This is a genomic window from Geodermatophilus sp. SYSU D00965 (assembly GCF_054050075.1).
Genome location: NZ_JBJGYQ010000006.1, coordinates 139,714 through 162,512 on the forward strand (window position 1 = coordinate 139,714; position 22,799 = coordinate 162,512).

Annotated in this window: 25 protein-coding genes; 14 read left to right on the forward strand and 11 right to left on the reverse strand. The window is 74.6% G+C overall.

Translation table 11 applies throughout. The features are described from left to right. Window positions 1-9 precede the first annotated feature (9 nt). A complete protein-coding gene (locus tag ACI789_RS07735) occupies window positions 10-504 on the reverse strand; it encodes a hypothetical protein (RefSeq protein WP_457007716.1) in 495 nt (164 codons plus the stop codon). A gap of 244 nt (window positions 505-748) precedes the next feature. Beyond that, on the reverse strand, window positions 749-970 hold the full coding sequence (locus ACI789_RS07740; protein ID WP_456918775.1) for a hypothetical protein: 222 nt from the start codon (window positions 968-970) through the stop codon (window positions 749-751). Between the two features lie 453 nt (window positions 971-1,423). Between ACI789_RS07740 and ACI789_RS07745 the strand changes: the two genes are divergently transcribed. The 4 genes from ACI789_RS07745 (at window position 1,424) to ACI789_RS07760 (ending at window position 4,278) form a co-directional block, all read left to right on the forward strand. Next, window positions 1,424-1,693: a hypothetical protein gene (locus tag ACI789_RS07745; RefSeq protein ID WP_456918777.1), complete on the forward strand. Its 270-nt coding sequence runs from the start codon at window positions 1,424-1,426 to the stop codon at window positions 1,691-1,693. A gap of 87 nt (window positions 1,694-1,780) precedes the next feature. Beyond that, window positions 1,781-2,104: a PspC domain-containing protein gene (locus tag ACI789_RS07750; RefSeq protein WP_457007719.1), complete on the forward strand. Its 324-nt coding sequence runs from the start codon at window positions 1,781-1,783 to the stop codon at window positions 2,102-2,104. A 270-nt stretch (window positions 2,105-2,374) separates the two neighbouring features. Further along, window positions 2,375-3,514, forward strand: a complete 1,140-nt coding sequence (locus ACI789_RS07755) for a globin domain-containing protein (RefSeq protein ID WP_457007721.1) — start codon at window positions 2,375-2,377, stop codon at window positions 3,512-3,514. Continuing rightward, entirely contained in the window at window positions 3,511-4,278 is a 768-nt protein-coding gene (locus ACI789_RS07760; RefSeq protein ID WP_457007723.1) for a DivIVA domain-containing protein, read from the forward strand. The genes ACI789_RS07755 and ACI789_RS07760 overlap by 4 nt, the downstream gene beginning before the upstream one ends. Window positions 4,279-4,285: 7 nt before the next feature. Here ACI789_RS07760 and ACI789_RS07765 read toward each other — a convergent pair whose 3' ends face one another. Further along, complete coding sequence (locus ACI789_RS07765; RefSeq protein ID WP_457007725.1) at window positions 4,286-4,753, reverse strand: hypothetical protein; 468 nt, start codon at window positions 4,751-4,753, stop codon at window positions 4,286-4,288. A gap of 48 nt (window positions 4,754-4,801) precedes the next feature. Next, window positions 4,802-4,936: a hypothetical protein gene (locus ACI789_RS07770; protein ID WP_457007727.1), complete on the reverse strand. Its 135-nt coding sequence runs from the start codon at window positions 4,934-4,936 to the stop codon at window positions 4,802-4,804. A gap of 131 nt (window positions 4,937-5,067) precedes the next feature. Here ACI789_RS07770 and ACI789_RS07775 point away from each other — a divergent pair, with 131 nt between their 5' ends. Then, complete coding sequence (locus tag ACI789_RS07775; protein WP_457007729.1) at window positions 5,068-5,826, forward strand: hypothetical protein; 759 nt, start codon at window positions 5,068-5,070, stop codon at window positions 5,824-5,826. 8 nt (window positions 5,827-5,834) lie between these two features. On the opposite strand, the gene ACI789_RS07780 is transcribed toward ACI789_RS07775, so the two are convergent. Next, complete coding sequence (locus tag ACI789_RS07780) at window positions 5,835-7,100, reverse strand: multidrug effflux MFS transporter (RefSeq protein ID WP_457007731.1); 1,266 nt, start codon at window positions 7,098-7,100, stop codon at window positions 5,835-5,837. A gap of 169 nt (window positions 7,101-7,269) precedes the next feature. Between ACI789_RS07780 and ACI789_RS07785 the strand changes: the two genes are divergently transcribed. The 3 genes from ACI789_RS07785 to ACI789_RS07795 all read left to right on the forward strand — a co-directional run bounded on the left by ACI789_RS07785 (window position 7,270) and on the right by ACI789_RS07795 (window position 10,596). Then, entirely contained in the window at window positions 7,270-7,890 is a 621-nt protein-coding gene (locus tag ACI789_RS07785; protein WP_457007733.1) for a hypothetical protein, read from the forward strand. A 122-nt stretch (window positions 7,891-8,012) separates the two neighbouring features. Beyond that, entirely contained in the window at window positions 8,013-9,011 is a 999-nt protein-coding gene (locus tag ACI789_RS07790; protein ID WP_457007735.1) for an ABC transporter substrate-binding protein, read from the forward strand. A gap of 139 nt (window positions 9,012-9,150) precedes the next feature. Beyond that, window positions 9,151-10,596, forward strand: coding sequence for a M1 family aminopeptidase (locus ACI789_RS07795; RefSeq protein ID WP_457007737.1), 1,446 nt, complete (start codon window positions 9,151-9,153; stop codon window positions 10,594-10,596). A gap of 63 nt (window positions 10,597-10,659) precedes the next feature. On the opposite strand, the gene ACI789_RS07800 is transcribed toward ACI789_RS07795, so the two are convergent. Further along, a complete protein-coding gene (locus tag ACI789_RS07800; RefSeq protein WP_457007739.1) occupies window positions 10,660-11,550 on the reverse strand; it encodes an acetoacetate decarboxylase family protein in 891 nt (296 codons plus the stop codon). 474 nt (window positions 11,551-12,024) lie between these two features. Between ACI789_RS07800 and ACI789_RS07805 the strand changes: the two genes are divergently transcribed. Further along, complete coding sequence (locus ACI789_RS07805) at window positions 12,025-12,192, forward strand: hypothetical protein (RefSeq protein WP_457007741.1); 168 nt, start codon at window positions 12,025-12,027, stop codon at window positions 12,190-12,192. Window positions 12,193-12,319: 127 nt separating this feature from the next. After that, window positions 12,320-14,611 carry a putative bifunctional diguanylate cyclase/phosphodiesterase gene (locus ACI789_RS07810; RefSeq protein ID WP_457007743.1) on the forward strand — a complete coding sequence of 764 codons (2,292 nt, stop codon included), beginning with the start codon at window positions 12,320-12,322 and terminating at the stop codon, window positions 14,609-14,611. Here the strand turns inward: ACI789_RS07810 and ACI789_RS07815 are convergent. From ACI789_RS07815 to ACI789_RS07830, 4 genes are all read right to left on the reverse strand, one after another. Then, window positions 14,608-15,144, reverse strand: a complete 537-nt coding sequence (locus tag ACI789_RS07815) for a PaaI family thioesterase (protein ID WP_457007745.1) — start codon at window positions 15,142-15,144, stop codon at window positions 14,608-14,610. The two genes, ACI789_RS07810 and ACI789_RS07815, sit on opposite strands and share 4 nt — an antisense overlap. A 111-nt stretch (window positions 15,145-15,255) precedes the next feature. Continuing rightward, window positions 15,256-16,080: a succinate dehydrogenase/fumarate reductase iron-sulfur subunit gene (locus ACI789_RS07820; RefSeq protein WP_457007747.1), complete on the reverse strand. Its 825-nt coding sequence runs from the start codon at window positions 16,078-16,080 to the stop codon at window positions 15,256-15,258. Further along, window positions 16,077-18,023 (reverse strand): fumarate reductase/succinate dehydrogenase flavoprotein subunit, encoded by a 1,947-nt coding sequence (locus ACI789_RS07825; protein ID WP_457007749.1) that lies wholly within the window; start codon window positions 18,021-18,023, stop codon window positions 16,077-16,079. The genes ACI789_RS07820 and ACI789_RS07825 overlap by 4 nt, the downstream gene beginning before the upstream one ends. 14 nt (window positions 18,024-18,037) lie before the next feature. Then, a complete protein-coding gene (locus tag ACI789_RS07830) occupies window positions 18,038-18,733 on the reverse strand; it encodes a succinate dehydrogenase cytochrome b subunit (RefSeq protein ID WP_457007751.1) in 696 nt (231 codons plus the stop codon). A 178-nt stretch (window positions 18,734-18,911) separates the two neighbouring features. Here ACI789_RS07830 and ACI789_RS07835 point away from each other — a divergent pair, with 178 nt between their 5' ends. Then, complete coding sequence (locus tag ACI789_RS07835) at window positions 18,912-19,520, forward strand: sulfite oxidase-like oxidoreductase (RefSeq protein WP_457007753.1); 609 nt, start codon at window positions 18,912-18,914, stop codon at window positions 19,518-19,520. After that, on the forward strand, window positions 19,513-20,229 hold the full coding sequence (locus ACI789_RS07840; protein WP_457007755.1) for an FAD-binding oxidoreductase: 717 nt from the start codon (window positions 19,513-19,515) through the stop codon (window positions 20,227-20,229). Before ACI789_RS07835 ends, ACI789_RS07840 begins: the two co-directional genes overlap by 8 nt. Window positions 20,230-20,272: 43 nt before the next feature. Here the strand turns inward: ACI789_RS07840 and ACI789_RS07845 are convergent, their stop codons facing one another. Beyond that, window positions 20,273-21,565: a BtrH N-terminal domain-containing protein gene (locus ACI789_RS07845; protein ID WP_457007757.1), complete on the reverse strand. Its 1,293-nt coding sequence runs from the start codon at window positions 21,563-21,565 to the stop codon at window positions 20,273-20,275. 250 nt (window positions 21,566-21,815) lie between these two features. Between ACI789_RS07845 and ACI789_RS07850 the strand changes: the two genes are divergently transcribed. Next, entirely contained in the window at window positions 21,816-22,331 is a 516-nt protein-coding gene (locus tag ACI789_RS07850) for an N-acetyltransferase family protein (RefSeq protein ID WP_456918797.1), read from the forward strand. A 71-nt stretch (window positions 22,332-22,402) separates the two neighbouring features. Further along, entirely contained in the window at window positions 22,403-22,798 is a 396-nt protein-coding gene (locus ACI789_RS07855) for a VOC family protein (protein ID WP_457007759.1), read from the forward strand. The last annotated feature ends 1 nt before the right edge of the window (window position 22,799 follow it).

Consider the following 22,799-nt stretch of genomic DNA (forward strand, 5'->3'; position numbering starts at 1 on the left):
CGACAGAACTCAGCGCGGGAGACCCGGACGGTGCGGCCAGTCGACCACCCACGTCTCGCCCGGTGCGAGGCGGGCCCACCGGTGCGACGCCTCCCGCAGTGCCCCGGCGGCGGCGTCCAGCCGTTCCCGTGGGAACGCCGCGGCGGCCGGCTCGCCGGGGACCACCTCCCCGCCGGAGGCGAGCCGGCCGACCAGGTCGGCCAGCCCCTCCGCGTGCTGGATCCGCGCCGCCCGCTCGCGCTTGAGCCGCTCGGATCGCTCGGCGGCGTGCGGGGGCCGGCGCCCGGAGACGTGCCGCATGCTCCGCCAGACGACGCCGTCGGCCACGCAGCCCCAGATCCCGTCCCGCACCTGCAGCGCGGCCTCGACCACCGCGTGCACCAGGTCGTGGGGCAGGTCGGCGCCGCCGCCCGCGCCGCGCATCGCGAACACGACCCCGTCGTCCCGCTCGACCAGCGTCTCCACGGGACGGCGGTCGGCCATCCGCCGGAACGTCATCCGCACGACCGCAGTGTCGGCCGCGGGTCAACGCGGTTTCGCCGAGGAGTGTTCGGAGGGCGAGCGACCGCACCGTCGTCGGCGGGCGGACACCGAGCGGCTCGCGCGGGGAGGAGACGGGAGCGGCTCGCGCGGGAGGAGACGGGGCCGGGAGCGGAGGGCGCAGCGGGCCTGCGGCGGTGCCGTGTGCCGGCGCGGGGTTCGGGGCCTGCGCCGGCACGCACCGCCGTGCGCCCGGAGGCTGTCGAGGTCAGGCGCGGGGCAGCCCCACCAGGACGCCGTCCCGGTCACGGACCGCGTCCAGCGGATCGGGGTCCACGTGTCGCGCGGTCCGCCACTCGCCGGGGGCCCACGCGCGCACCAGGAGGCCGTCCTCCTCCAGGGCGACCAGCGCGCCGCCCTCGGTGACCAGCACCTCCGCCTCCACCCGCTCGTCGTCGCCGATCGCGACCTGCACCGCCCACACCGGCATGCAATGCTCCCCCGGGCTCGGGGTGCCCCTGGTCGGCACCCGACACCCAGAACCCAACCCGCCTCCGGGGACGAGCGTCAACACCGATCGGGCGCGTCGTGGTCTCCCGGGCGCGTCGTCGCGGTCCGTTCGCGGTACCGGATCGCGGGACACGTGCGGCGCCGTCCTGCGGTGGCAGGGTCCCCGCATGGACGAGGCAGGCGCGCGGGCGGCGCTGCAGCACTGATCGACTCGACCGCGGCCGGGGAGGACGAGGTCGACGGTGGCCGTGGGAGAACGGCGTCGACATCCTCGAGTTCCGCGGCGACCGGGTGGTCCGCGAGACGGCCTGCTCCATGGACCCCTGGGAGGCACCCGAGTGGCGGGCCCGGTGGCGGGTGGCGCCGCCGGCGGGCTCAGGTCGGCCCGCCGTGACGCCGACCGGGAGCGCCCGCGATCGGGCACGCTCCGGCCATGAACGAGACCGCGCAGGTCGCGCTGACGGTCGTCTGCTACGCCGTGGCGGCCCTCGCCCAGCTGACCGCCCTCGCCCTCCTCGCCCGGGAGGGACGGCGCAGCAGCAGCGTCCTGCGCCGCTGGCAGGAGGCCGACCCGCGGCAGCGCGCGGAGCTCCCCGGCCTCGTCGGCGACCTGCTGGGCAGCTCGTTCGACCGCGGGGCCGCCGTCGTCCTGCTGGTCATCGGCGTGGTGACCGGCGCACTGGGCCACTTCCTCAGCCTCTGACCGGGGGCGTCCCCGAGTGCCGGAACCGGGGTCGGATCCGGGCCTTCCCCGATGGATCAGGACGGCCGGCGCCGACAGGCTCGTGCCATGACATCGACACCGCCCGTCCCCGCCGCCCCGACCCCGCACCCCACCCGCCCGCGGCTGCGCCGCAGCAGCACCGACCGGATGGCCGGCGGTGTCTGCGGCGGCCTCGCCGACTACTCCGGCGTCGACCCGGTCCTGTGGCGGGTCGGCTTCGTCGGCCTCACCCTCGCCGGTGGTGCGGGCGTCGTCCTCTACCTGCTGCTGTGGGTGCTCGTGCCCGCGGGCCCGTCCCGCCCGGACGAGGCGTTGAGCCCGATCGAGCAGCTCGTCCGCCGGCTGCACGCCGCGATCGACGGCTCCCGGGCGAGGACGCCGCACAGCTGAGCGACCCCGCAGATCGCGGGCCGGCCTGCCGCTCGCTACGGTTGCCAACAGCCACAGTCCAGTGACCGCTCGTAGAGCGGCGAGCGGGGCTGGACCGTGCACCGGGGGAGGGCCGCCGTCGCGCCCCGCGCAGGCGGCACCTCCCGCGGTACCCGGACCGGCACGGGGGGAACGGAGGTGCTGATGTCCATCCACGCACGGCCCGCAGGGGCCCGGACCCGCAAGGCCCGCTGAGACCCCCGGGTCGCAGCAGCCGCACGAGGACCGCGCATGGACATCCCCGCGATGCGGGCCTGCTTCGCCAAGGCCGCCGCGGCCGGTGACGAGGCCCCGCTGTACTTCTACTCCCACCTGTTCCTGAGCCATCCCGAGACCCGCAAGCTGTTCCCCGTCTCGATGGCCCACCAGCGCGACCGGCTCTTCAGCGCGCTGGGCGACGTCGTGGCCTACGTCGACGACCTCGACCGGCTGGTGCCGATCCTGCAGGCGCTGGGCCGCGACCACCGCAAGTTCGGCACGGTCGCCGCCCACTACCCGGCGGTGGGCGCCAGCCTGCTGGCCACCCTCAAGCACTTCGACCCCGGCTGGAACCCCGCCCTCGAGCAGGACTGGACGGCGGCCTACCAGCTGGTCGCGAAGGTGATGATCGACGCCGCCGAGGAGGCCGCGGACTCACCGCCGTGGTGGGACGCCGAGGTCGTCACCCACGAGCGCCGCACCATCGACACCGCGGTGATGTGGCTGCGGCCGCAGCCCGAGTTCCCGTTCGAGGCCGGCCAGTCGATCTCCGTGGAGAGCGACGTCCGCCCCAAGCTGTGGCGCTACTACTCGCCGGCCAACGCCCCGCGTCCCGACGGCCTGCTGGAGATCCACGTGCGGGCCTACGACGGCGGCCCGGTGAGCACCGCGCTGGTGCGCCGCGTCGGGCCGGGGGACGTGCTGCACCTCGGGCCGCCGATCGGGCACATCCACTACGACGCCGAGTCCGACCGCGACCTGCTGCTGGTCGCCGGCGGCACCGGGCTCGCGCCGCTGAAGGCGCTGGTCGACCACGTCGCGCGCTACGGGCCGCCCCGGCGGGTCGACCTGTTCGTCGGCTCCCGCACCGAGGACCGCATCTACGACCGGGCGGACCTCGAGCGGCTCGCCGCCGAGCACCCGTGGTTGACCGTGACCTTCGCCGTCTCCGGCGACGACCTGTCCGACCTGGAGCAGGGCGACGTCGGTGAGGTCGTCGCCCGGCACGGCCCCTGGACGAGCCGGGACGTCTACGTCGCCGGGCCGGCGCCGATGGTCGAGGACACGATCACGCGGCTGGTCAAGGACGGCGTCCGGCCCGAGCGCATCCGCAGCGAGGTGTTCGCCCCGAGCCGACTGGGCCCCAGTCTCGACGGAGAGGTGACCGAATGACCACCGAGCAGTCCGCACCGGGGCCGAGGGAGCGACGGCTGAGCCCGGGCGACGTCCGCGCCGTGGACTTCGCCCGCGGCACCATGCTGCGTCCCGGGTACAACGACGTCGAGGTCGACCGGTTCCTCGACCGGGTGGCCGAGGAGCTGGCCGCCCTGCACGCCGAGAAGGCGGAGCTGCGCGACGAGCTCAACGCCCTGCGCGAGCAGGCGGCCGACGTCCAGGAGGTGGCGCCGCCGAGCGAGCAGGCCGTGCGGATCCTCGCCACCGCGCAGCAGACCGCCGACAGCTACGTCGCCGAGGCCGAGGACTTCAGCCGGCAGATGACCGCCGACGCCCGCGCGCAGTACGAGGAGGCGCTGCGGCGGGCCCGGGAGAACGCCGGGCAGATCATCCAGGCGGCGCAGGAGGCCGCGGCGCGGATGGTCGGTGGCAGCGGGCAGCCGGTCCCGGCCGAGGCCGGGGAGCGGGCGACCACCCAGGACCTCGAGGACCAGGTCGCCTACCTGAAGGCCTTCGCGCAGGCCTGCCGGGTGCAGCTGCGGGCCTACCTGGAGGCCCTGCTCGTCGACGTCGAGACCGAGTGGGGCAAGGCCGACCCGGCGTCGCTCCAGCAGCTGCCGGCGCGCGGCCCGGGGGCGCGGACGGAGACCCCGGCGATCTCGCGGAACGTCGCCCGCGAGGTGCCGCTCGACGACAGCACCAGCGAGCACCGGCAGGTCAGCGGCGGCGAGGGGGGCGGGGTCGTCAGCCGGCGTACCTGAGCGGGTCTCAGGCGGCGAGGGCGAGCACCCGCCAGGCGCCGCCCACCACCGCGAGGACGACGGAGAGCACGTACGCGGCCACCCAGCCGAACCCGCGGACCGGGCGCCCCTCCGTGGGCACGAGGCGCCGCAGCTCGAGGACCGGCGCGGAGTTGCGGCGGTACCAGCCGCTGACGGTGACGTCCTGGTCGAGCAGGTCCGGTGCCCGCAGCAGGCCGAACAGGCTGCGGGCGAAGGGCCACGGCTGCTGGCAGAGCACCGGGACGAAGCCGGAGGCGTCCTGGACGACGAGGTCGGGGGGGAAGACGTAGCCCGGGATGCCGCGCCCGATGACGCGTCCCCGCACCTCGACGGGCAGCCCGCTCACCGGTCCGGCGTCGAGGCGGGGGAGCAGCCCGGCCACCTTCGGCACCGGCACGGCCGCGCGCAGCGGACGCTGCAGCGACGTCCGCAGGAACAGCGTGACCCCGAGCACCGCCGCGGCCTGCGCGAGCAGCAGGTATGCGTCCTGCGACCTGCGCGGTCACCACGACGACCGCCAGCAGGAACGGCAGCCACACCGGGCGCCCCACGCCACCAGCAGGGCACCGGCCGCGGCGAGCAGCGCCGTCAGCAGTCCGAGCGAGAGCGCCGAGCGGCGCAGCACGTAGCCGGTCACGTCGCTTGCGGGTCCTGGGAGCCGGGCCAGGACACCACCGCCCGGGGACCCCGGCGAGGCGGCGTCACCCGATCGGGCGAACGCCCACGTCACGGAGCGCGACGGCCGGAGGCACCCGCCAGTCTCGGAACATGGTCGCCTCGATGCGCTCCCGCCGCCGCAACCTGCCGGTCGTGCTCGCCGGACTGGGGGTGCTGACGGCCGTCTCCGCCTGCGCCGAGCGCGGCGGCGGCGAGGCCGCAGCCCCCTCCTCGAGCGCCGGCCCGGCCGCCACCAGCCCGGTGGCCGAGGAGGCCGAGCTGAGCACCGAGGACGAGCTGGCCGCCGGCCTGCTACCGCCCGAGGCGTTCGGGCCGGACGCCCAGGTCCTCACCGTCGACGTCCGCCAGCTGGCCTCCTCGGGGACCGGCGGGCTGCCGCCCGGCGGGTCGACCACCCCGCCGGAGTGCGGGCAGAGCGTCGGGTCCACCCAGCTCACCCCGGAGGACTTCGGGGTCATGGTGGCGCAGACCGCCACCTCCTCCGCCGCGGTGACCGCCCAGGTGCTGGCCGAGAGCGAGCAGGTCGACGGCGAGGCGGCGCAGTTCGGCGAGGTGCTCGAGAAGTGCCCGGAGGTGACCGTGGCGGCGCCCGACGGCTCGACGGCCACCGTCACGTTCAGCGACTTCGAGGTCCCCGCGCTCGGGGACGCCAGCGACGGGATCGCGTTCACCACCGCCGTGCAGGGGGCGGACGGCACCAGCATCACCGTGCCCTCGCTGATGGCCGTGGCCACCGACGGGCCGCGGGTGCTGTTCCTCCAGCAGACCGGCACGAACTCCGCGCCGCTGGACGAGGCCGCCTTCACCGGGCTGTTCGAGGACGCCTTCGAGGCCCAGCAGCAGGCCTGACCCCTCGGTCAGCCGACGGGGGCGCCCTCGGGCTCGGCCAGCCGCCACGGCCGGACGACGGTCACCAGGACGGCGATCGCCACGAGGAGGGCCCCGACCACGACGGTGCCCATCGCGGCGGCGTCGTTGCCGAGCACGCCGACCAGCGGGGCCACCGAGGCACCGACACCGAACTGGACGGCGCCCAGCAGCGCCGCCGCCGCGCCGGCCGACTCCCCGTGCCGGGTGAGCGCGAGGGCGGGTGCGTTCGGCAGCGCCAGGCCGCCGGCGAACAGGACCGCCCACAGCGGCACCACGACCCCGGTCAGCCCGCCGGTGTCGGTGAGCGCGAGCACGAGCAGCACCGCGCCGGCGACCGCGCCGGTCAGGATCCCCGCGACGAGCACCTGGGCGGAGCTCCAGCGGCGCAGCACGAGGGGGTTGAGCTGGGTGGCGGCGATCAGCCAGAACGCGCCGGCCCCGAACAGCAGCCCGAACTGCTGCTCGTCGAGCCCGAACTGCCGCTGGTAGACGAACGACGAGCCGGAGACGTAGCTGAACAGGCCGGCCATGGTCAGGCCCGCGACGAGGACCAGCCCCACGTAGGTGCGGTCGCGCAGCAGCCCGCGGTAGGTGCGCAGCGTCCCGGCGAGGCCCGCGCTGGACCGGCGCTCCACCGGCAGCGTCTCGCGCAGCGCCAGCGCCCCCACCGCGAGCAGCAGCAGGCCGTAGACGGCGAGCAGCACGAAGATCCCCCGCCAGGAGGTGAACCGCAGCACCTCGCCGCCGATCGTCGGGGCCAGCACGGGTGCTGCGCCCAGGACCAGGAAGAGCCGCGACAGCATGGTCGCCGCCGGGCGCCCGGTGTAGAGGTCGCGGACGACGGCCATCGCGATCACCGCGCCGGCGGCGCTGCCCACGCCCTGCAGCACGCGCAGCACCCCGAGGACGGCGATGTTCGGCGCGACCAGCACCAGCAGCGAGGCCACCACGTACAGCGCCGTCCCGGCCAGCAGCGGCCGCTTGCGTCCCAGGGCGTCCGACAGCGGCCCCAGCACCAGCTGGCCGAGCGCCAGCCCGACGAGGGTGCCGGTCAGCGTCAGCTGGATCGTCGCCGACGTCGTTCGCAGGTCGGCGGTGATCGTCGGCAGGGCCGGCAGGTACATGTCGATGGTCAGCGGGCCCACCGCGACGAAGGCGCCGAGGACCAGCGCCAGCAGCCCGCGGCCCATCGGCGGGGTGGCGGGGGCGAGGGTGGCCGGGGTCTCGCGGGTGGGGTCCTGGGTGGCGGTCACGGGGGTCCTTCGTCTCGGACGGCGTCGACACGGCCCTCGTCGGCCACGTACGACGTCGACAAGTCGGCCGGCCCGCCGCGCATTCCGCCCGCCCGCGCGTCACCCTCGCCGTCCGGCGGTGGGCCAGGATGGGCGTCCCTCCGCCCGGCCGACCCCAGGAGTGCCCGTCGTGACCGCTGCCCCAGGATCCCCGTTGCCGGCGCCGATGGCGGTGCCGGCGTTCGTCGTCAAGCAGCAGGTGACGCTGGTGGTCAACCGCTACGAGGTCATCGCGGCCGACCCGGACGGCACCGAGACCCGCACGCTGGCCTTCGCCGAGCAGAAGCGCATGAAGCTCAGGGAGGAGGTCGTCTTCTACGCCGACGCGAGCAGGAGCCGCCGGGTCTTCTCGTTCAAGGCGCGCCAGCGGCTCGACGTCCGCGCCGAGCACGACGTGTTCGACGAGCACGGCACCCCCCTCGGCACGTTCCGCAAGCGGTTCGGGGCCAGCCTGCTGCGCTCCACGTGGGAGCTCACCGCGCCGGGGATCACTGCCGTCGGCCGGGAGCGTCGCCCGCTCATCGCGATCCTGCGCCGGATCTGGGAGCTGATCCCGTACGTCGGCGAGGTGTGGATCCCGTTCGTCTTCCACTTCGACTTCGTCGACGCCATGACCGGGGCGACGGTGCTGGTCAGCGAGCGGCAGAAGCGCATCCGGGACCGCTACCTGGTGACGGTGCCCGACCCGCGGCTGGACTTCCGCGTGGCGGCGTCCCTGGCCGTGGCGCTGGACGCGCTGCAGAGCCGCTGACGCCCACCGGCGCGGGCGGTTGACCGTGTGATGGCGATCACCTAGCTTCCGGAGTGCTCCGGCGTCCGGGAAGCGCACTCGCGTTCGGATGCCGCACACGTTCCCGCACCGCAGGAGGACCGTTGCGCACATCGACGAGGACCCGTGCCGCCTCCCTCACGGCCGCGCTGGCGTTGCTGCTCAGCGCGTGCGGCGGGGACGACCCGGCAGTCGACGGCGGCGGCGGGCAGGCCGACGGCGAGGTGCAGACCGTCCAGGTCGGCATCATCCCGGTGAGCGACGTGGCGATCCTGCACCTCGGCCAGGACCAGGGCTTCTTCGCCGACCGCGGCATCCGCCTGGAGTTCAACCTCGGCCAGGGCGGCGCCGCGCTGGTGCCCGCCGTCGTGACCGGCGAGTACGCCTTCGGGTTCAGCGGCATCGTCTCGATCCTGCAGGCCCGCGAGCAGGGCCTGCCGGTCACCGCGATCGCGCCCACGTCGTGGAGCAACGGCCAGCAGGGGCAGCACATCAACGCCCTCATGGCCAGCGACCCGGCCGTCCAGGACGCCGGCGACCTCGAGGGGAGGACGGTCGCCCTCAACATCCTCAACAGCCAGGTCGAGACCCTCGCCCGCAACTCGATCGAGGTCGCGGGCGGCAACCCCGACAACGTCAACTTCGTCGAGATGTCACTGCCCGACGCGGTCACCGCGCTGGGCAGCGGCCAGATCCAGTCCTTCGTCTGCGGCGAGCCGTTCTGCACCCTCGCCCAGGACGCCGGCGCCCGGGTCATCGCCGACGACTGGCTCGACCTGGTGCCCGACGGCATCGGACTCTCCGGCGTCTACTTCTCCACGACCGACCAGATCGAGGCCGACCCGGAGCTGTTCGAGGGCATCCAGGCCGGCATCCTCGAGTCGCTGGACTACGCCCGCGAGCACCCCGACGAGTGGCGCGCGCAGATCCCCGAGTACACCGAGATCGACCCCTCGCTGGTGGCGCGGCTGACGATGCCGCTGTTCAAGTCCGACCTCACCGAGGAGGAGTTCCGTGCGGCGCCGGAGAAGGCCGCCGAGTACCGGATCCTGGACGGCGAGGTGCCCTCGATCGAGGAGTTCTTCTGGCAGCCGGAGAGCTGACTCCTTGACGATTGCAGTTCCCGTGCCGATCGGGGTGCCGGTCGGCACGGGAACTCCCTAGATTGCCCCGCAGCGGGGACGGTCGCGAGCAGACCCGTCGAGCGCGGGCCCGGCCGCACCTCGCGGGTGGGCGGAGACCATGCTCGACGGGATAGACCGCCGGACGTCGCGACGCCGGTGGGCCGCGGGCTGCGGCGCCGTCCTCCTCCTCGCCGCCTGCACGGCGTCCCCCGCCGAGCAGGCCGAGGAGGCCGGTCCGGTCGCCGACTGCGGAACGGCGGAGCGGGCGGCCCCCGACCCCGACCGGCCGGTCGTCGGGCTGGACTTCCGGCTCGACGACGACCGCCGCACGGTGACCGGGACGGAGACGGTCGCCTTCACCCCCGACCGGCAGGTCGAGGAGCTGTGGTTCCGGCTGATCCCCAACGCCCCCCAGTCGGCCGGCCACGAGCTGCGGGTCGACGCGGTGCGGGGCGAGGAGGTGGCCGGCGGCCGGCACGTCGACGCCGAGGCCGCGCCCGGCACCCCCGGGGGCCTCTACCGGGTCGACCTGCGGGCGCCGGTCGAGGCCGGGCGGACGGTGACGGTCGAGCTGGACTTCACGCTCCGGCTCACCACGGGCCGGACCCCGGCCGGCTTCGACCGGCTCGGCGTGGACGACGACGTCACCTGGTGGGCCGGCGGCTTCCCGCTGCTCACCTGGGAGCCCGGGCACGGCTGGGCGCGCGACCCGTTCAGCGAGATCAGCGGCGAGACGACGGCGGCCACGGTCGCCGACACGACGATCCGCGTCTCGGCGCCCGAGGAGCTCACCGTGGTCATGAGCGGCGCCCAGGAGCAGCCGCGGCCGGAGGCCGGCGGGCGCCGGGTGTGGGAGTCGCACGAACCGGTCGCCCGTGACGTCAGCGTGGCGGCGGGGGAGTTCGAGAGCGCGCAGGCGCAGGCGGGGGACACCACGGTGACCGCGGCGGTGCTGCCCGGTGCGGACACCTCCGCCGAGGAGCTCGCCGAGGACACCGCCGCGGCCATCACGCTGCTCGAGGCCCGCTTCGGGCCCTTCCCGTACCCGACCCTCACCGTGCCGCTGGTCTCCGACGGCCGGGACGGCGGCGGCGAGGAGTACTCGTCGTCGATCCTGCTGGGCAGTGCGAACTTCGGCCTGGTCGTGCACGAGGTCGCCCACATGTGGTTCTACGGCATGGTCGGCAACTCCCAGTTCCGCGACCCGTGGCTGGACGAGGCGTTCGCGACCTACGCCGAGACCGTCGTCGACGACGGGGGCCACGACGAGGACGACCTGGACCGCGGCGGGGACGTCGCCGGCACGATGGCCGAGTTCGCCGACCAGGACGACTACGAGCGCCGGGTCTACTCGAAGGGTGCTGCCGCGCTGCTGGCGGCCCGGGACGCGGCCGGGGCGGCAGCCTTCGACGAGGCGGTCCGCTGCTACGTCGACACCCAGGCGTGGACCATCGCCCGGCCCGAGGACCTCGCCCGCGCCCTGGCCGGTCTCCAGCCGGCCGTGGACGTGCTGGTCGAGGCCGGGGCGCTGGATCGCGCGGACGTGGAGGCCGCCGGGAGGTGACCGGCCCGGCACCGGGTCCGGCGCCGTCGTCCTACCTGTCCTGCCCGGCGCCCTCGTCGGGGGTCAGGCCGGTGCGGGCACCGGCGGCGCGTACAGGTCCAGCGGCGGGGTGCCGGGATAGCCGACGGTGAGCCGGCCGCGGATCCGCTCCTCGCCACGGTGCCCCCGGTACGTCGCGACCGGCCCGACGGCCCGCCCCGCCGGCAGCAGGCTGCGGTGCTCCAGGTAGTCGAAGACCGCCAGCGGGGCCGGTGAGACGTTTAGCCGGCGCAGCTGCCCGGCCACCGGGTGCTCGCCCAGCTGCAGCTCGCCGGAGGCCGGCCCGATCCCGAGCCGCAGCCGGCCGGCCATCGGCACCCGTGTCTCCACCAGCTGCCCGTCGCGCTCGCTGTACACGACCGCGGGCCGGCGGTCGGGGAGGACCGGCCCGGCAGCCCGGACGGTCAGGGAGAGCAGCGCGGCCCCGCCCTCGGCCACGGCCACCCCGCGGGTCGTCCGGTGCTCGGTGAAGTCCATGTCGGCGACGAACTTGGGGAAACCCCACAGCGTGGCCCCGGCGTCCCGGGCCTCGGCGGTGGTCACCGGCAGGTGCAGCACGAACAGCGGCAGCCGGCGGCGCAGCAGCGGCAGCACCCGCGGCGCCGGGCCCCGGGTCACCACGGCCGCGACCGAGAGCTCGCCGTAGGGGGCCAGGAGGCCGGGCGGGTCGTCGGCGGTGGTCACCGCGCGGTAGCGGAAGGCGGTCACCGACAGCAGGGCTCGTCCGTCGGCCCAGCGGAGAGGCCGCAGGGGGCCGGCGGGCAGGGCGGCGGCGACCGCCGCGTAGGAGGCGGTGTGCACCGACGCGAGACAGGCGCTGTCGGAGTAGCGCAGCGGCAGCCGGAACGACCGGTCGCCGACCCGCACCTCCGGCGTCGGCCCGGCCCACCCGTCGGGGTCGTCCCGGTGCGTCACGGCGGCTCCCTCCGGCGGCTGGCCCCAGCCTGCCCGGCCGCGCCACCGTGTCCAGTGGGCTCGGTCGCCGTCTCGTCGTTCGCCCGCCAGGCGCCCGCCGGATGCCGGTCGTCCGCCTGTCCGTGACCCGGCCGGGCAACGGTGAGGGCACCTTCAGGTGCGCGAGAGGGAGCGGCGGGTGGCGGAGGAGCGGCGGCGGTGCCTCGTCCTGGCCGAACAGACCCTGTGCGGCGAGGGGCTCCTGGACGCCGTCCGGCGGCGGATCGCCGACGCCGAGCACGAGTTCCTCGTCGTGGTGCCGGCCACGCCGCTGAGCGACCAGCGCCCGGCGCCGGGCAAGGACCCCGAGGACGGCTGCTGGGGGCTTCGCAGCGCGCCCTCGCGCTCGCGCAGCAACGGCTGGACCGGGCACTGGCGCAGCTCCGGGACCTCGGGGCGGAGGCCGCCGGCGAGGTCGGCGACGCGGATCCGCTGGTGGCCGCGACCGCGGCACTGGCCCGCTTCCCGGCCGACGCGGTCATCGTCTCGACGCTGCCGCTCGGACTGTCGCGGTGGCTGCGCCGGGACCTGCCCGGGCGGCTGGAGCGGGCCGCCCGCCTGCCGGTCGAGCACGTGGTGGAGGCCGACCCACCCCGCGGCTGATCCCCGTGTGCGACGGCCGTCTGACGCCCCGTCGTGGGGACGATGTCCCCCCGGCGGAGGAAACCGGGGCGTCCGGCTCGCGTCTGGGGTGGAGTGCGGCGGCCCCCCGGCCGATGCCATGGACGTGGTGGAGCACGCCCCGGACGCGCAACGACGCGCGCGCAGCCGCCAGCGCACCGACCGGTCGCTGCGCGTGGTGCGCGTGGCCGCGGCCGTGCTCGGGGCGACCTACGCAGCGTCGCTGGTCACCTCGGCTCTCGGGGCCACCGGCCGGCTCGCCGTCCTGGCCGGGAACGGGAAGCTGGTGTTCCTCGCCGGGCTGGCCGCGCTGCTGGCGGCGCGGGCGACCGTCTCGTCCCGGGACCGGGGTGCCTGGCTCTGCTTCGCCGCGGCGGTGGCCTCCTACCTGACCGGCGCCCTGCTGCACCAGGTGCACTACGCGGACCTGCCGGTCGTGTCGCGGCCCTCCTGGGCCGACGTCGGCTGGATGGGCCTGTACCCGTTCGCCTACGTCGGGCTGTTCCTCCTGTTGCGGGCCCGGGTGCGCCGGCTGACGTCGAGCATGTGGCTGGACGGCGTGGTCAGCGGGCTCACCGCCGCGGCGCTGGGGGCGGCGCTCGCGCTGGGCGGGCTCCTGCGGATGGCCGAGGGTCCCCCCGCGGCCGCCGTCATCGCGGCGGCCTACCCGGTCGCCGACCTGCTGCTGCTCGTGCTCCTCGCCGGCGCGCTGGCGGTCGTCGGGCGCGGCGCCGGCGGCGTGTGGTGGTGGCTGACCGGTGGCATGGCGCTGTTCGTCGTCACCGACACCGTGTACGCCTACGAGATCGTCCACGACTCGTTCACGCCCGGCTCCGCGCTGGACGTCGGCTGGGGGCTGGCCTTCGGCTGCTTCGGGCTGGCCGCCTGCCACTCGCCGCGCCGGGGTGCCACCAGCCGGCTGGAGGGGCTGGGCGCGCTCGCCGTCCCGGGCGTCTGCTCGCTGGTCGCGCTCGGGCTGCTCTTCGCCGGCTACTCGCAGGCCAACGACCGGCTGGCCGGGGTGCTGGCGCTCGGCGCGGTCCTGGCCGCCCTCGCCCGGACCGCCCTGACCTTCCGCGACGTGCGGGCGCTGGCCGACAGCCGCCGCCAGGCCCGCACCGACGACCTCACCGGGCTGCCCAACCGTCGGCACGTGTTCGAGGCGATGGCCGGCGTCGAGGCCCACCTGGCCGCCGGCGGGACCACTGCGGTGCTCGTCGTCGACCTCGACCGGTTCAAGGAGATCAACGACTCCCTCGGCCACGCCGTCGGCGACGGGTTGCTGCGCGAGGTGGGGCGGCGGATGTCCGCGCAGCTGCGTGGCGGCGACCTGCTCGCCCGGCTCGGCGGCGACGAGTTCGTCGTGCTCGCCGACGACCTGGACGACACCGGCGCCCTCGCCCTCGCGGCCCGGCTGTGCGGGGCCCTGCAGCAGCCGATCCGGCTGGGCGGGATGGCGCTGCCCGTCGACGCCAGCGTGGGCATCGCCGTCGGCCCCCTGCACTCCCGGTCGGCCGAGGAGCTGCTGCAGATGGCCGACCTGGCCATGTACTGCGCCAAGAGCACGCGCAGCGGCGCCGCCGTCTACGACGAGGAGCGGCACGGCGAGGGCCGGCACCGGCTGGAGGCCGTCGAACAGCTGCGCCGGGCTATCAGCGGCGGCGAGCTGGTGCTGCACCACCAGCCCAAGCTGACCCTGGCGACCGGCCGGGTCGACGGCGTGGAGGCACTGGTGCGCTGGCAGCACCCGACGCGCGGGCTGCTGCACCCGGACGCCTTCATCGACCTGGCCGAGTCCGCCGGACTGATGTCGGAGCTGACGACGACGGTCGTCGACCTGGCCCTCGCCCAGCGCCGCGCCTGGGCCGACGCCGGCCGCGAGCTCACCGTGTCGGTCAACGTCAGCCCCTCGGACCTGGTCTGCGAGCGCTTCCCGGACGCGGTCGCCCGGCTGCTCGACCGCCACGGCGTCCCGGCGGACGCGCTGGTGCTCGAGGTGACCGAGAGCCTGCTCGTACAGGACCGGGAGCGGGCCGTCGGCGTGCTCACCCGGCTGCGCGAGGCCGGCGTCGGCGTCTCCATCGACGACTACGGCACCGGCTACTCCAGCCTCGCCTACCTCGCCGTGCTCCCGGTGACCGAGCTCAAGCTGGACCGCAGCTTCGTCGCCGCGCTGACCGGCAGCCCGCGGTCGGCGGCGATCGTCACCTCGACCCTGCAGCTGGCCCACGCGCTGGGCCTGTCCCTCGTGGCCGAGGGCGCCGAGGACCAGGCCACCGTCGACGCCCTGGCCGCCCTCGGCTGCGACGTCGTGCAGGGCTTCCACCTCAGCCGGCCGCTGCCCGCGGACCGCCTCGAGCAGTGGCTCGACCAGTGGCGGCCCGCGGACCTGGTCGGCTAGCCCGCGAGCGGGAAGACCAGCAGCGAGCTGGACGCCGTGGCGACCGTCCGCCCCTCGGCGTCGTGCACCTCGCCCTCGGCGAACGCCACCCGCCGGCCCGGCTTGACCACCGTGCCGACGGCGGTGAGCGGCCCGCTGGCCGCGTGCACCGACCGCAGGTAGTTGACCTTGATCTCGATCGACGTGTAGCCGGTGCCCCGGGGCAGGGTGGAGTGCACCGCGCAGCCGGCCACGGTGTCGAGCAGCGTGCACACGAGGCCCCCGTGGACGACGCCGATCGGGTTGTAGGCCGACTCGTCGACCGCGCAGCGGAACTCCACCCGCCCCTCGGTGACCGCCACGACGTCCATGGCGAACAGCCGGGCGATCGGCGGCGGGGGCAGGACGCCGTCGCGGATGGCCTCCAGCGTCTGCAGGCCGCTGCGCTCCAGGGCGCCGGCCGCCACGACCCGCGGGTCGTGCCAGCTCACCGTGCGCGAGCGCGGCTCGCCCCAGGCGGCGGGGGAGGGGGTCTCGGTCTCCTCGATCGTCACCGGTCTAGGTTCGCACATCGAACCCAGCGATGGGTGCAGACGACAGCGGGCGGGGACCCCGAAGGATCCCCGCCCGCAATGGCCCCGGCCGGAGGAGGCCGGGGTCCGCCTTCAGCTCTTCGGCCGGGCGCCGGCGCGCAGGGCGCCGAGCAGGTCGTGGTTGAGCCGGGAGATGGTCTCCATCGAGATGCCCTTCGGGCAGGACGCGGAGCACTCCCCGATGTTGGTGCAGCCGCCGAAGCCCTCGCGGTCCTGCTGGGCGACCATGTTCACCACGCGCTCGTTGCGCTCGGGCTGGCCCTGCGGCAGCAGTCCGAGGTGGGTGACCTTGGCGGCGGTGAACAGCATCGACGACGCGTTCGGGCAGGCCGCGACGCAGGCGCCGCAGCCGATGCAGGTCGCGGCGTCGAACGCGGCGTCGGCGTCCTTCTTCGGCACCGGCACCGAGTGCGCCTCGGGGGCGGTCCCGGTCGGGACGCTGATGTAGCCGCCGGCCTGGATGATCCGGTCGAACGCCCGCCGGTCGACGGCGAGGTCCTTGATCACCGGGAACGGCGTCGCGCGCCACGGCTCGACGGTGATCGTGTCGCCGTCCTTGAACGACCGCATGTGCAGCTGGCACGTGGTGGTCTGCTGCGGACCGTGCGCCATCCCGTTGATCATGACGCCGCACATGCCGCAGATGCCCTCGCGGCAGTCGTGGTCGAAGGCCACCGGGTCGTCGCCGTTCTGGATGAGCTGCTCGTTGAGCACGTCGAGCATCTCGAGGAACGACATGTCGGGGGAGATGTCGGCGACCTTGTAGGTCACCACCTTCCCCTTGTCGCTCGGGCCGTTCTGCCGCCAGATGCGCAGGGTCAGCGTCATGCCGCGCTTCTCGCTCGGCGTGCCCGTGGCTCCGGCGGTGCGGATGGCGCCCTGGTCAGTGACTGTCACTTGTAGCTCCGCTGGGCGAGGTGGACGTACTCGTACTCGAGGGCTTCGCGGTGCAGGACCGGCGGAGCGCCTTCCGGCGTCCACTCCCACGCGGCGACGTAGGCGAAGTTCTCGTCGTCGCGCAGGGCCTCGCCCTCGGGGGTCTGGCTCTCGGCGCGGAAGTGGCCGCCGCAGCTCTCGTTGCGGTGCAGCGCGTCGACGCACATGAGCTCGGCGAGCTCGATGAAGTCGGCGACCCGGCCGGCGTGCTCGAGGGTCTGGTTGAAGGAGCCCTCGGTGCCGGTCACCTTCAGGTTGGTCCAGAACTCCTGGCGGATCTCCGGGATCCGGTCCAGCGCCTTGCGCAGGCTCTCCTCGGAGCGCTCCATGCCGCACAGGTCCCACATGAGCTTGCCCAGCTCGCGGTGGAACGAGGCGGGGCTGCGGGTGCCGTTGATGCTCAGCAGCTTCTGCACCTGGGCCTGGACGCCCTGCAGCGCCTCGACGGCGGCCGGGTGGCTGTCGTCGATCTGCTCGAACGGCGCGTCGGCCAGGTACTCGGTGATGGTCGCCGGCAGCACGAAGTAGCCGTCGGCCAGGCCCTGCATGAGGGCGCTGGCGCCGAGCCGGTTGGCGCCGTGGTCGGAGAAGTTCGCCTCACCGATCACGAACATGCCGGGGATCGTCGACTGCAGGTCGTAGTCGACCCACAGGCCACCCATCGTGTAGTGGACCGCCGGGTAGATCCGCATCGGCGTCTCGTACGGGTTCTCGCCCGTGATCTGGGCGTACATGTCGAACAGGTTCCCGTACTTGGCCTCGACGGCCGGGCGGCCCATCCGCTGGATGGCCTCGGCGAAGTCGAGGTAGACACCCAGCCCCCCGGGGCCGACGCCGCGGCCCTCGTCGCAGACGTTCTTGGCCTGCCGCGAGGCGATGTCGCGGGGGACCAGGTTGCCGAACGAGGGGTAGATCCGCTCGAGGTAGTAGTCGCGCTCGCTCTCGGGGATGTCCCGCGGGTCGCGGGTGTCGCCGCGCTCCTTGGGCACCCACACGCGGCCGTCGTTGCGCAGCGACTCGCTCATCAGCGTGAGCTTGGACTGGTAGTCGCCCTTGACCGGGATGCAGGTCGGGTGGATCTGCGTGTAGCAGGGGTTGGCGAAGTACGCGCCCCGCTTGTGCGCCCGCCAGATCGCCGTGGCGTTGGAGCCCTTGGCGTTGGTCGACAGGTAGAAGACGTTGCCGTACCCACCGGAGGCCAGGACGACGGCGTCGGCGAAGTGCGTGCTGATCTCGCCGGTGACCAGGTCGCGGGCCACGATGCCGCGGGCCCGGCCGTCGACGACGATCAGGTCGAGCATCTCGGTGCGGGCGTGCTGCTCGACGTTGCCGGCCGCGATCTGCCGCTCCAGCGCCTGGTAGGCGCCGTACAGCAGCTGCTGGCCCGTCTGGCCGCGGGCGTAGAAGGTCCGCGAGACCTGGGTGCCACCGAAGGAGCGGTTGTCGAGCAGGCCGCCGTACTCGCGGGCGAACGGGACACCCTGGGCGACGCACTGGTCGATGATGTTGACGCTGACCTCGGCCAGCCGGTGCACGTTGTTCTCGCGCGAGCGGAAGTCGCCGCCCTTGACGGTGTCGTAGAACAGCCGGTGCACGCTGTCGCCGTCGTTGCGGTAGTTCTTGGCGGCGTTGATGCCGCCCTGCGCGGCGACGCTGTGCGCGCGGCGCGGGCTGTCCTGGTACCAGAAGGACTTGACCTTGTAGCCGGCCTCGCCGAGCGTGGCGGCGGCCGAGCCGCCGGCCAGACCGGTGCCGACGACGATGACGGTCATCTTGCGGCGGTTGGCGGGGTTGACCAGCCGGCCGCGGAAGCGGCGGGTGCTCCAGCGCTCGCCGATCGGCACGTCCATGGGTGCCTTCGTGTCGGCGATCGGGTCACCGACGGTGAAGAGGTCGAGTGGCATCGCGGTGGAGCTCCTCAGTCGATGATGTTGAAGAGGACGGAGAGCGGCACGATCAGGAAGCCGCCGATCAGGACCACGGAGAACGCGAGCGCGAAGAGGTTCACGGTCTTCTCACGGCGCCGGTTGCTCTGGCCGAGGGTCTGCGTGGCGCTCCAGATCCCGTGCCGCAGGTGCATACCCAGCAGGATCAGCGCGATCGCGTACGCGATGACCACGATCGGGTTGGAGAAGCCGGCGACCAGGCGGTCGTAGGGGGTCGTGCCCGGACCGTCCGGGTTCGCGACGCCGAGCGTCAGGTCCAGGATGTGGTAGATGATGAAGGCCAGGACGATCACGCCGCCCCAGCGCATGGTGCGCGAGGCGTAGCTCTGGGCCACCGGCTTCTTGGTGACGTACCCGTTGGGACGAGCGCGCTTGGCCTGGCGCCACAGCGAGACCGCCGCCCAGATGTGCGCGCCCACCGCGACCAGCAGGACCACCCGGATGATCCACAGCGTCGTCTGCGCCGGGACCGCCGGCTCGCCGATCGTGCGGATCCACTCGGAGTAGTGGTTGAAGCCCTCGCGGCCCGTGAAGGCCTTGAGATTGCCGATCATGTGAGCGATCAGGTACAGCACCAAGATGATGCCGCTGATCGCCATCACGATCTTCTTGAAGACCGAACTGGTCTTCGCCGCCTTCGGGGTCCGGCGCTGACCCGGTTGCGTCACCGTTGCCACGTGTGCCAACGCTAGGTCGTTGCCGTTCGGACGGCCAAGTTAACGCGAGGTGACTCAGCTCTCGTAAGGGTGCCCTAACCGCGCAGAACCGCTAAGGTGCGCTCGGCCGCGCCGCTCGGAGCCGCCCGACCGGTGGTTCCCGGGCACCCCAGAGGGGGAGGACAACCACATGGTCGGACCCACCCGCGGCTTCCTCGGCCGCCGTCAGAACCGCGATCCCCGCCTCCCACCCGGGCAGTACGACGCCGGCCGGGACTGGCCGGTGCTCACCGCCGAGCCGACCCCGCGGATCGACCCCGCGACGTGGAGCATCACCGTCGACGGGCGGGTCGAGAACCCGACGACCTGGACCTGGGACGAGGTCCACCGGCTGCCCCGGTCGGAGTACCGGGGCGCCATCCACTGCGTGACGACGTGGTCGAAGTTCGACACCTGGTTCGCCGGGGTCAGCGTCGACACCCTGCTGGAGGCGGCCCGCCCGACCGCGGAGGCGCACTTCGTCATCGCGACGTCGAAGACCGGGTACACCACCAACCTGCCGCTGGAGGACGTCACCGGCGGCAAGGCGTGGGTGGTGTGGGAGTACGACGGCGGTCCGCTGCCGATCGAGCACGGCGGCCCGGTACGGCTGCTCGTGCCGCACCTGTACTTCTGGAAGAGCGCCAAGTGGGTCACCCGGCTGACCCTGCTGCAGCGCGACCAGCCCGGCTTCTGGGAGCAGAACGGCTACCACGATCGCGGCGACCCCTGGCGCGAGCAGCGCTACCAGGGTGACTGAGCTCCCGCACCGTCCGCAGGCGCCCAGCGGCGGCTGGCGGACGGCGACCGTGACCGACGTGGCGCACCCCCTCGAGGACGCCGTCCGGCTGCGGCTCGACGTCGCCGACCGGGTCGAGCACATGGCCGGGCAGCACTACGTCGTCCGGCTCACCGCCCCGGACGGGTACCGCGCCCAGCGGTCGTACTCCGTGGCGTCGGCGCCCGGCGACCCGCAGGTCGAGCTCTTCGTCGAGCGTCTCTACGAGGGTGAGGTCTCCACGTACCTCGCCGACGTGGTGCAGCCCGGCGACCAGCTCGAGGTGCGCGGCCCGATCGGCGGCTGGTTCGTGTGGGACGGCGCGATGCCGGCGCTGCTGGTCGGCGGCGGCACCGGCGTGGTCCCGCTGGTGTCGATGCTGCGCACGGGGCACACCCTCGGCACGACCGACCGGCTGCGGACCGCCGTCTCCACCCGCACCCTGGCCGAGCTCCCGTACGCCCAGGAGCTGCTGGCGGCGGGGGCCCGGGTGGTCACCACCCGGGAGCCGTACGGCGGGCGCGCGGCCGGCCGGATCACCGCCGCCGACGTGGCCGACCTGTGGGAGCCGGGGCGGACGGCCTACGTGTGCGGGTCGCCGTCCTTCGCCGAGGCGGCCAGCCAGCTGCTGGTCGACAGCGGCGTGCCGGCCGCCGACATCCGCGTCGAGCGGTTCGGCCCCAGCGGCTGAGGGCCGCCCGGGGCGGGGGTGCCCCGGGCGGCCGCGGGCCGGCTCAGCCGCGGGCGACCTCGGTCAGGACCGCGCAGGCCTCGCGCTCGACGGCGAGCACCTCCGCGGCCAGGGCGGCGATCCGGTCCAGCTGGGCCAGCCGGTCGGCCTCGGACACGTCGAGGGCGTCGGTCAGCGCCCTCGCCCGGCGCGCGAGCTCCTGCAGGTCGGCCGCCGCTGCGCTGCCGCGCTCGAACAGCAGCTCCCAGCGGCGCTCGACCAGCTCCCGGTAGGGCGCCATCCCGCCGCTCACGGCCTCCTCGGCGATGCGGCTCCACAGCTCTCCGGCGCGGCGGTAGAGGCCGGCGCACTCCGCGGCCGCGGGGACGTCGAGGACCCCGGTGGCCGCGTGGAGGAAGTCGGCGTAGAGCGGCCGGACGGCGCCGGGCGAGGAGTGGTCGGTGGTCAGGCAGTCGTGCAGCCGGCGCATCGCCGTCCCGAACGCCGGTCCGCTGTCGAACAGCCGCGCCCACCCGGTCCTGCGGCGCCGGTCGGCCACGGCGTCGGCCCACTTCGCCAGGCCGCGCAGGCCGAAGTTGCCGGCGAAGTTGTTCGGCATGACGTCCTCGGTGAGGTCGTGGACGGTCACCTCCAGCGCCGCGCGGACCGCCGGCGCGAGGGCGACCGGCGCACCGGTCGGCTCCACGACGACCATGCGGTGGCGGCTCTGCCGGTGACCCGACCGTGCGGCGGTGAACACCTCCTCGGGGAGCGCGTCGGGGACCAGGCGGTCGTCGTCGAGCAGCACCGTGCCGTCGCGGCGGCCGAGCACGGTGACGTCGTGGGGCGCGCCGCCGGCGAGGTCGTCGGCCCACGCCTGGGCGGGGAGGGCGGCGCGGTCCACGGTGCAGATCGGCGTCCGCCCCGCGGCCAGCGCGGCGTCGAGCTCGCGGGCCGCCTTGGCCGCGCTGGTGGTCTCGACGACCCGGTGGCCGACCCCGGCCCGCTCCAGCGCGCCGACGACGAACGGGCGCGGGTGGGTCCGCGGCACGATCGTCATCGTGGGCAGCGCGCCGGCGTAGGTGAACGAGAAGTACATGAACCCGATGCCGCCCGCGAGACCGGCGACGACCGGCTCGTCGAGCGGGCGGCCGTCGGTGTCGGCGACGACGCCGGCGGCCGCCAGCACCCGGGTGAGCACCGCGCTGTCGTGCAGCCGCCCGCCGCCCACCTCGGTCGGGGGTGCGGTGGCCGCCGCCGCGGCGCCGGTGAGGTTGCGGTGGGCGGTGGTGTAGCGCTCACCGGTCCGGGCCATGCGGGCGCGGACGGCGGCCTTCAGGTGCTTCTGGCGGGTCATCGGGAGCTCCTCGGCGGCGTGGGTCCGGCCGACCCCACGCGTCACCCGGCCCGGCCGCTGCGAAGAGGCTCGTCTGCCGCAGGTCGAGCTCCCCGAGGACTTCGATCCCCTGCGCCCTCGCACGGCCGGAGGCGTGGGCAACCGGTCAGAGGGTCTGGCGTGGGGTACGCCGCGCGGTCAGGCTACCGCCCCGCCGGCCGCCGACCTCCCCGTGTCCGGGACGGCCGGGGCCCGGCGGGACAATGGGCCCATGCGCAGCGAGGTCGCCCCGGTCGAGTGCGTCGACGCGGAGCTCCGCGACCGGATGCTGCGCTGCTGGACCGAGGTGACCAACGCCGGCGGCGCGGTCGGGTTCGTCCCGCCGGTCACGGAGGAGGAGGTCGCGCCGTTCCTCGACGCCCTCGTCGCCCGGGTGAACGAGGGGCGCGAGATCGTCGCCCTGCTCCGGGTGGACGGCGAGGTCGCGGGGTTCGCCGTCCTGTCGCTGTCGGTCAGCCCGCTGCGGCAGCACTGGGCCACGGTGCTGCGGGTGCAGGTGCACCCCAGCCGGCAGGGCCAGGGTCTCGGCCGGGTGCTGATGACCGGCGTCCACGACATCGCACGGCAGCGCGGCCTGGAGTTCCTGCACCTGACCGCGCGCGGCGGCACCGGGCTCGAGCAGTTCTACAAGGGCCTGGGCTACACCGAGTTCGGCCGCATGCCCGGTGCCATCCGCGTCGCGCCCGGCGACGACCGCGAGGAGATCCACCTGACCTGCCGGCTGTAGCGGGCCGGCCGGGCTCGTCGGCGCCCCGCTCCCGCCGGACCCTGCTGGGGGGAGACCTCGGGGAGGTGGCCGTGCCGGCGCTGCAGGGGTTCCACCACGTCAAGCTCCCGGTCAGCGACGTCGCCCGCAGCCGGGACTGGTACTGCGAGGTCCTCGGGCTGGCCGTCGACCTGGAGTTCGTCGAGGACGGCGTCCTGATGGGGGTGGCGCTGCGGGACGCCGGCCGCACGCTGGCGATCGCCGTCCGCCACGAGCCCGAGCGGGCCGCAGCCCTGGCCGGGTTCGACCCCCTGGCCCTCGGCGTCCCGGCGCGGGAGGACCTCGTCGCCTGGGGACGACGGCTCGACGACCTCGGCGAGCCGCACGGCGAGATCGTCGAGGGGCACGGGCTCTCGCTGCTGCCGGGCCTGCACGACCCGGACGGCATCGAGGTCCGCTTCTACACCCTGCAGCAGCCGGACGGCTGAC

Excerpts from the sequence above, each read along its gene's own strand:
- ACI789_RS07740 (WP_456918775.1), bottom strand. The coding sequence starts at position 970 with ATGCCGGTGTGGGCGGTGCAGGTCGCGATCGGCGACGACGAGCGGGTG.
- ACI789_RS07745 (WP_456918777.1), top strand. The coding sequence starts at position 1,424 with ATGAACGAGACCGCGCAGGTCGCGCTGACGGTCGTCTGCTACGCCGTG.
- ACI789_RS07750 (WP_457007719.1), top strand. The coding sequence starts at position 1,781 with ATGACATCGACACCGCCCGTCCCCGCCGCCCCGACCCCGCACCCCACC.
- ACI789_RS07755 (WP_457007721.1), top strand. The coding sequence starts at position 2,375 with ATGGACATCCCCGCGATGCGGGCCTGCTTCGCCAAGGCCGCCGCGGCC.
- ACI789_RS07760 (WP_457007723.1), top strand. The coding sequence starts at position 3,511 with ATGACCACCGAGCAGTCCGCACCGGGGCCGAGGGAGCGACGGCTGAGC.
- ACI789_RS07775 (WP_457007729.1), top strand. The coding sequence starts at position 5,068 with ATGGTCGCCTCGATGCGCTCCCGCCGCCGCAACCTGCCGGTCGTGCTC.
- ACI789_RS07795 (WP_457007737.1), top strand. The coding sequence starts at position 9,151 with ATGCTCGACGGGATAGACCGCCGGACGTCGCGACGCCGGTGGGCCGCG.
- ACI789_RS07825 (WP_457007749.1), bottom strand. The coding sequence starts at position 18,023 with ATGCCACTCGACCTCTTCACCGTCGGTGACCCGATCGCCGACACGAAG.
- ACI789_RS07835 (WP_457007753.1), top strand. The coding sequence starts at position 18,912 with ATGGTCGGACCCACCCGCGGCTTCCTCGGCCGCCGTCAGAACCGCGAT.
- ACI789_RS07845 (WP_457007757.1), bottom strand. The coding sequence starts at position 21,565 with ATGACCCGCCAGAAGCACCTGAAGGCCGCCGTCCGCGCCCGCATGGCC.
- ACI789_RS07850 (WP_456918797.1), top strand. The coding sequence starts at position 21,816 with ATGCGCAGCGAGGTCGCCCCGGTCGAGTGCGTCGACGCGGAGCTCCGC.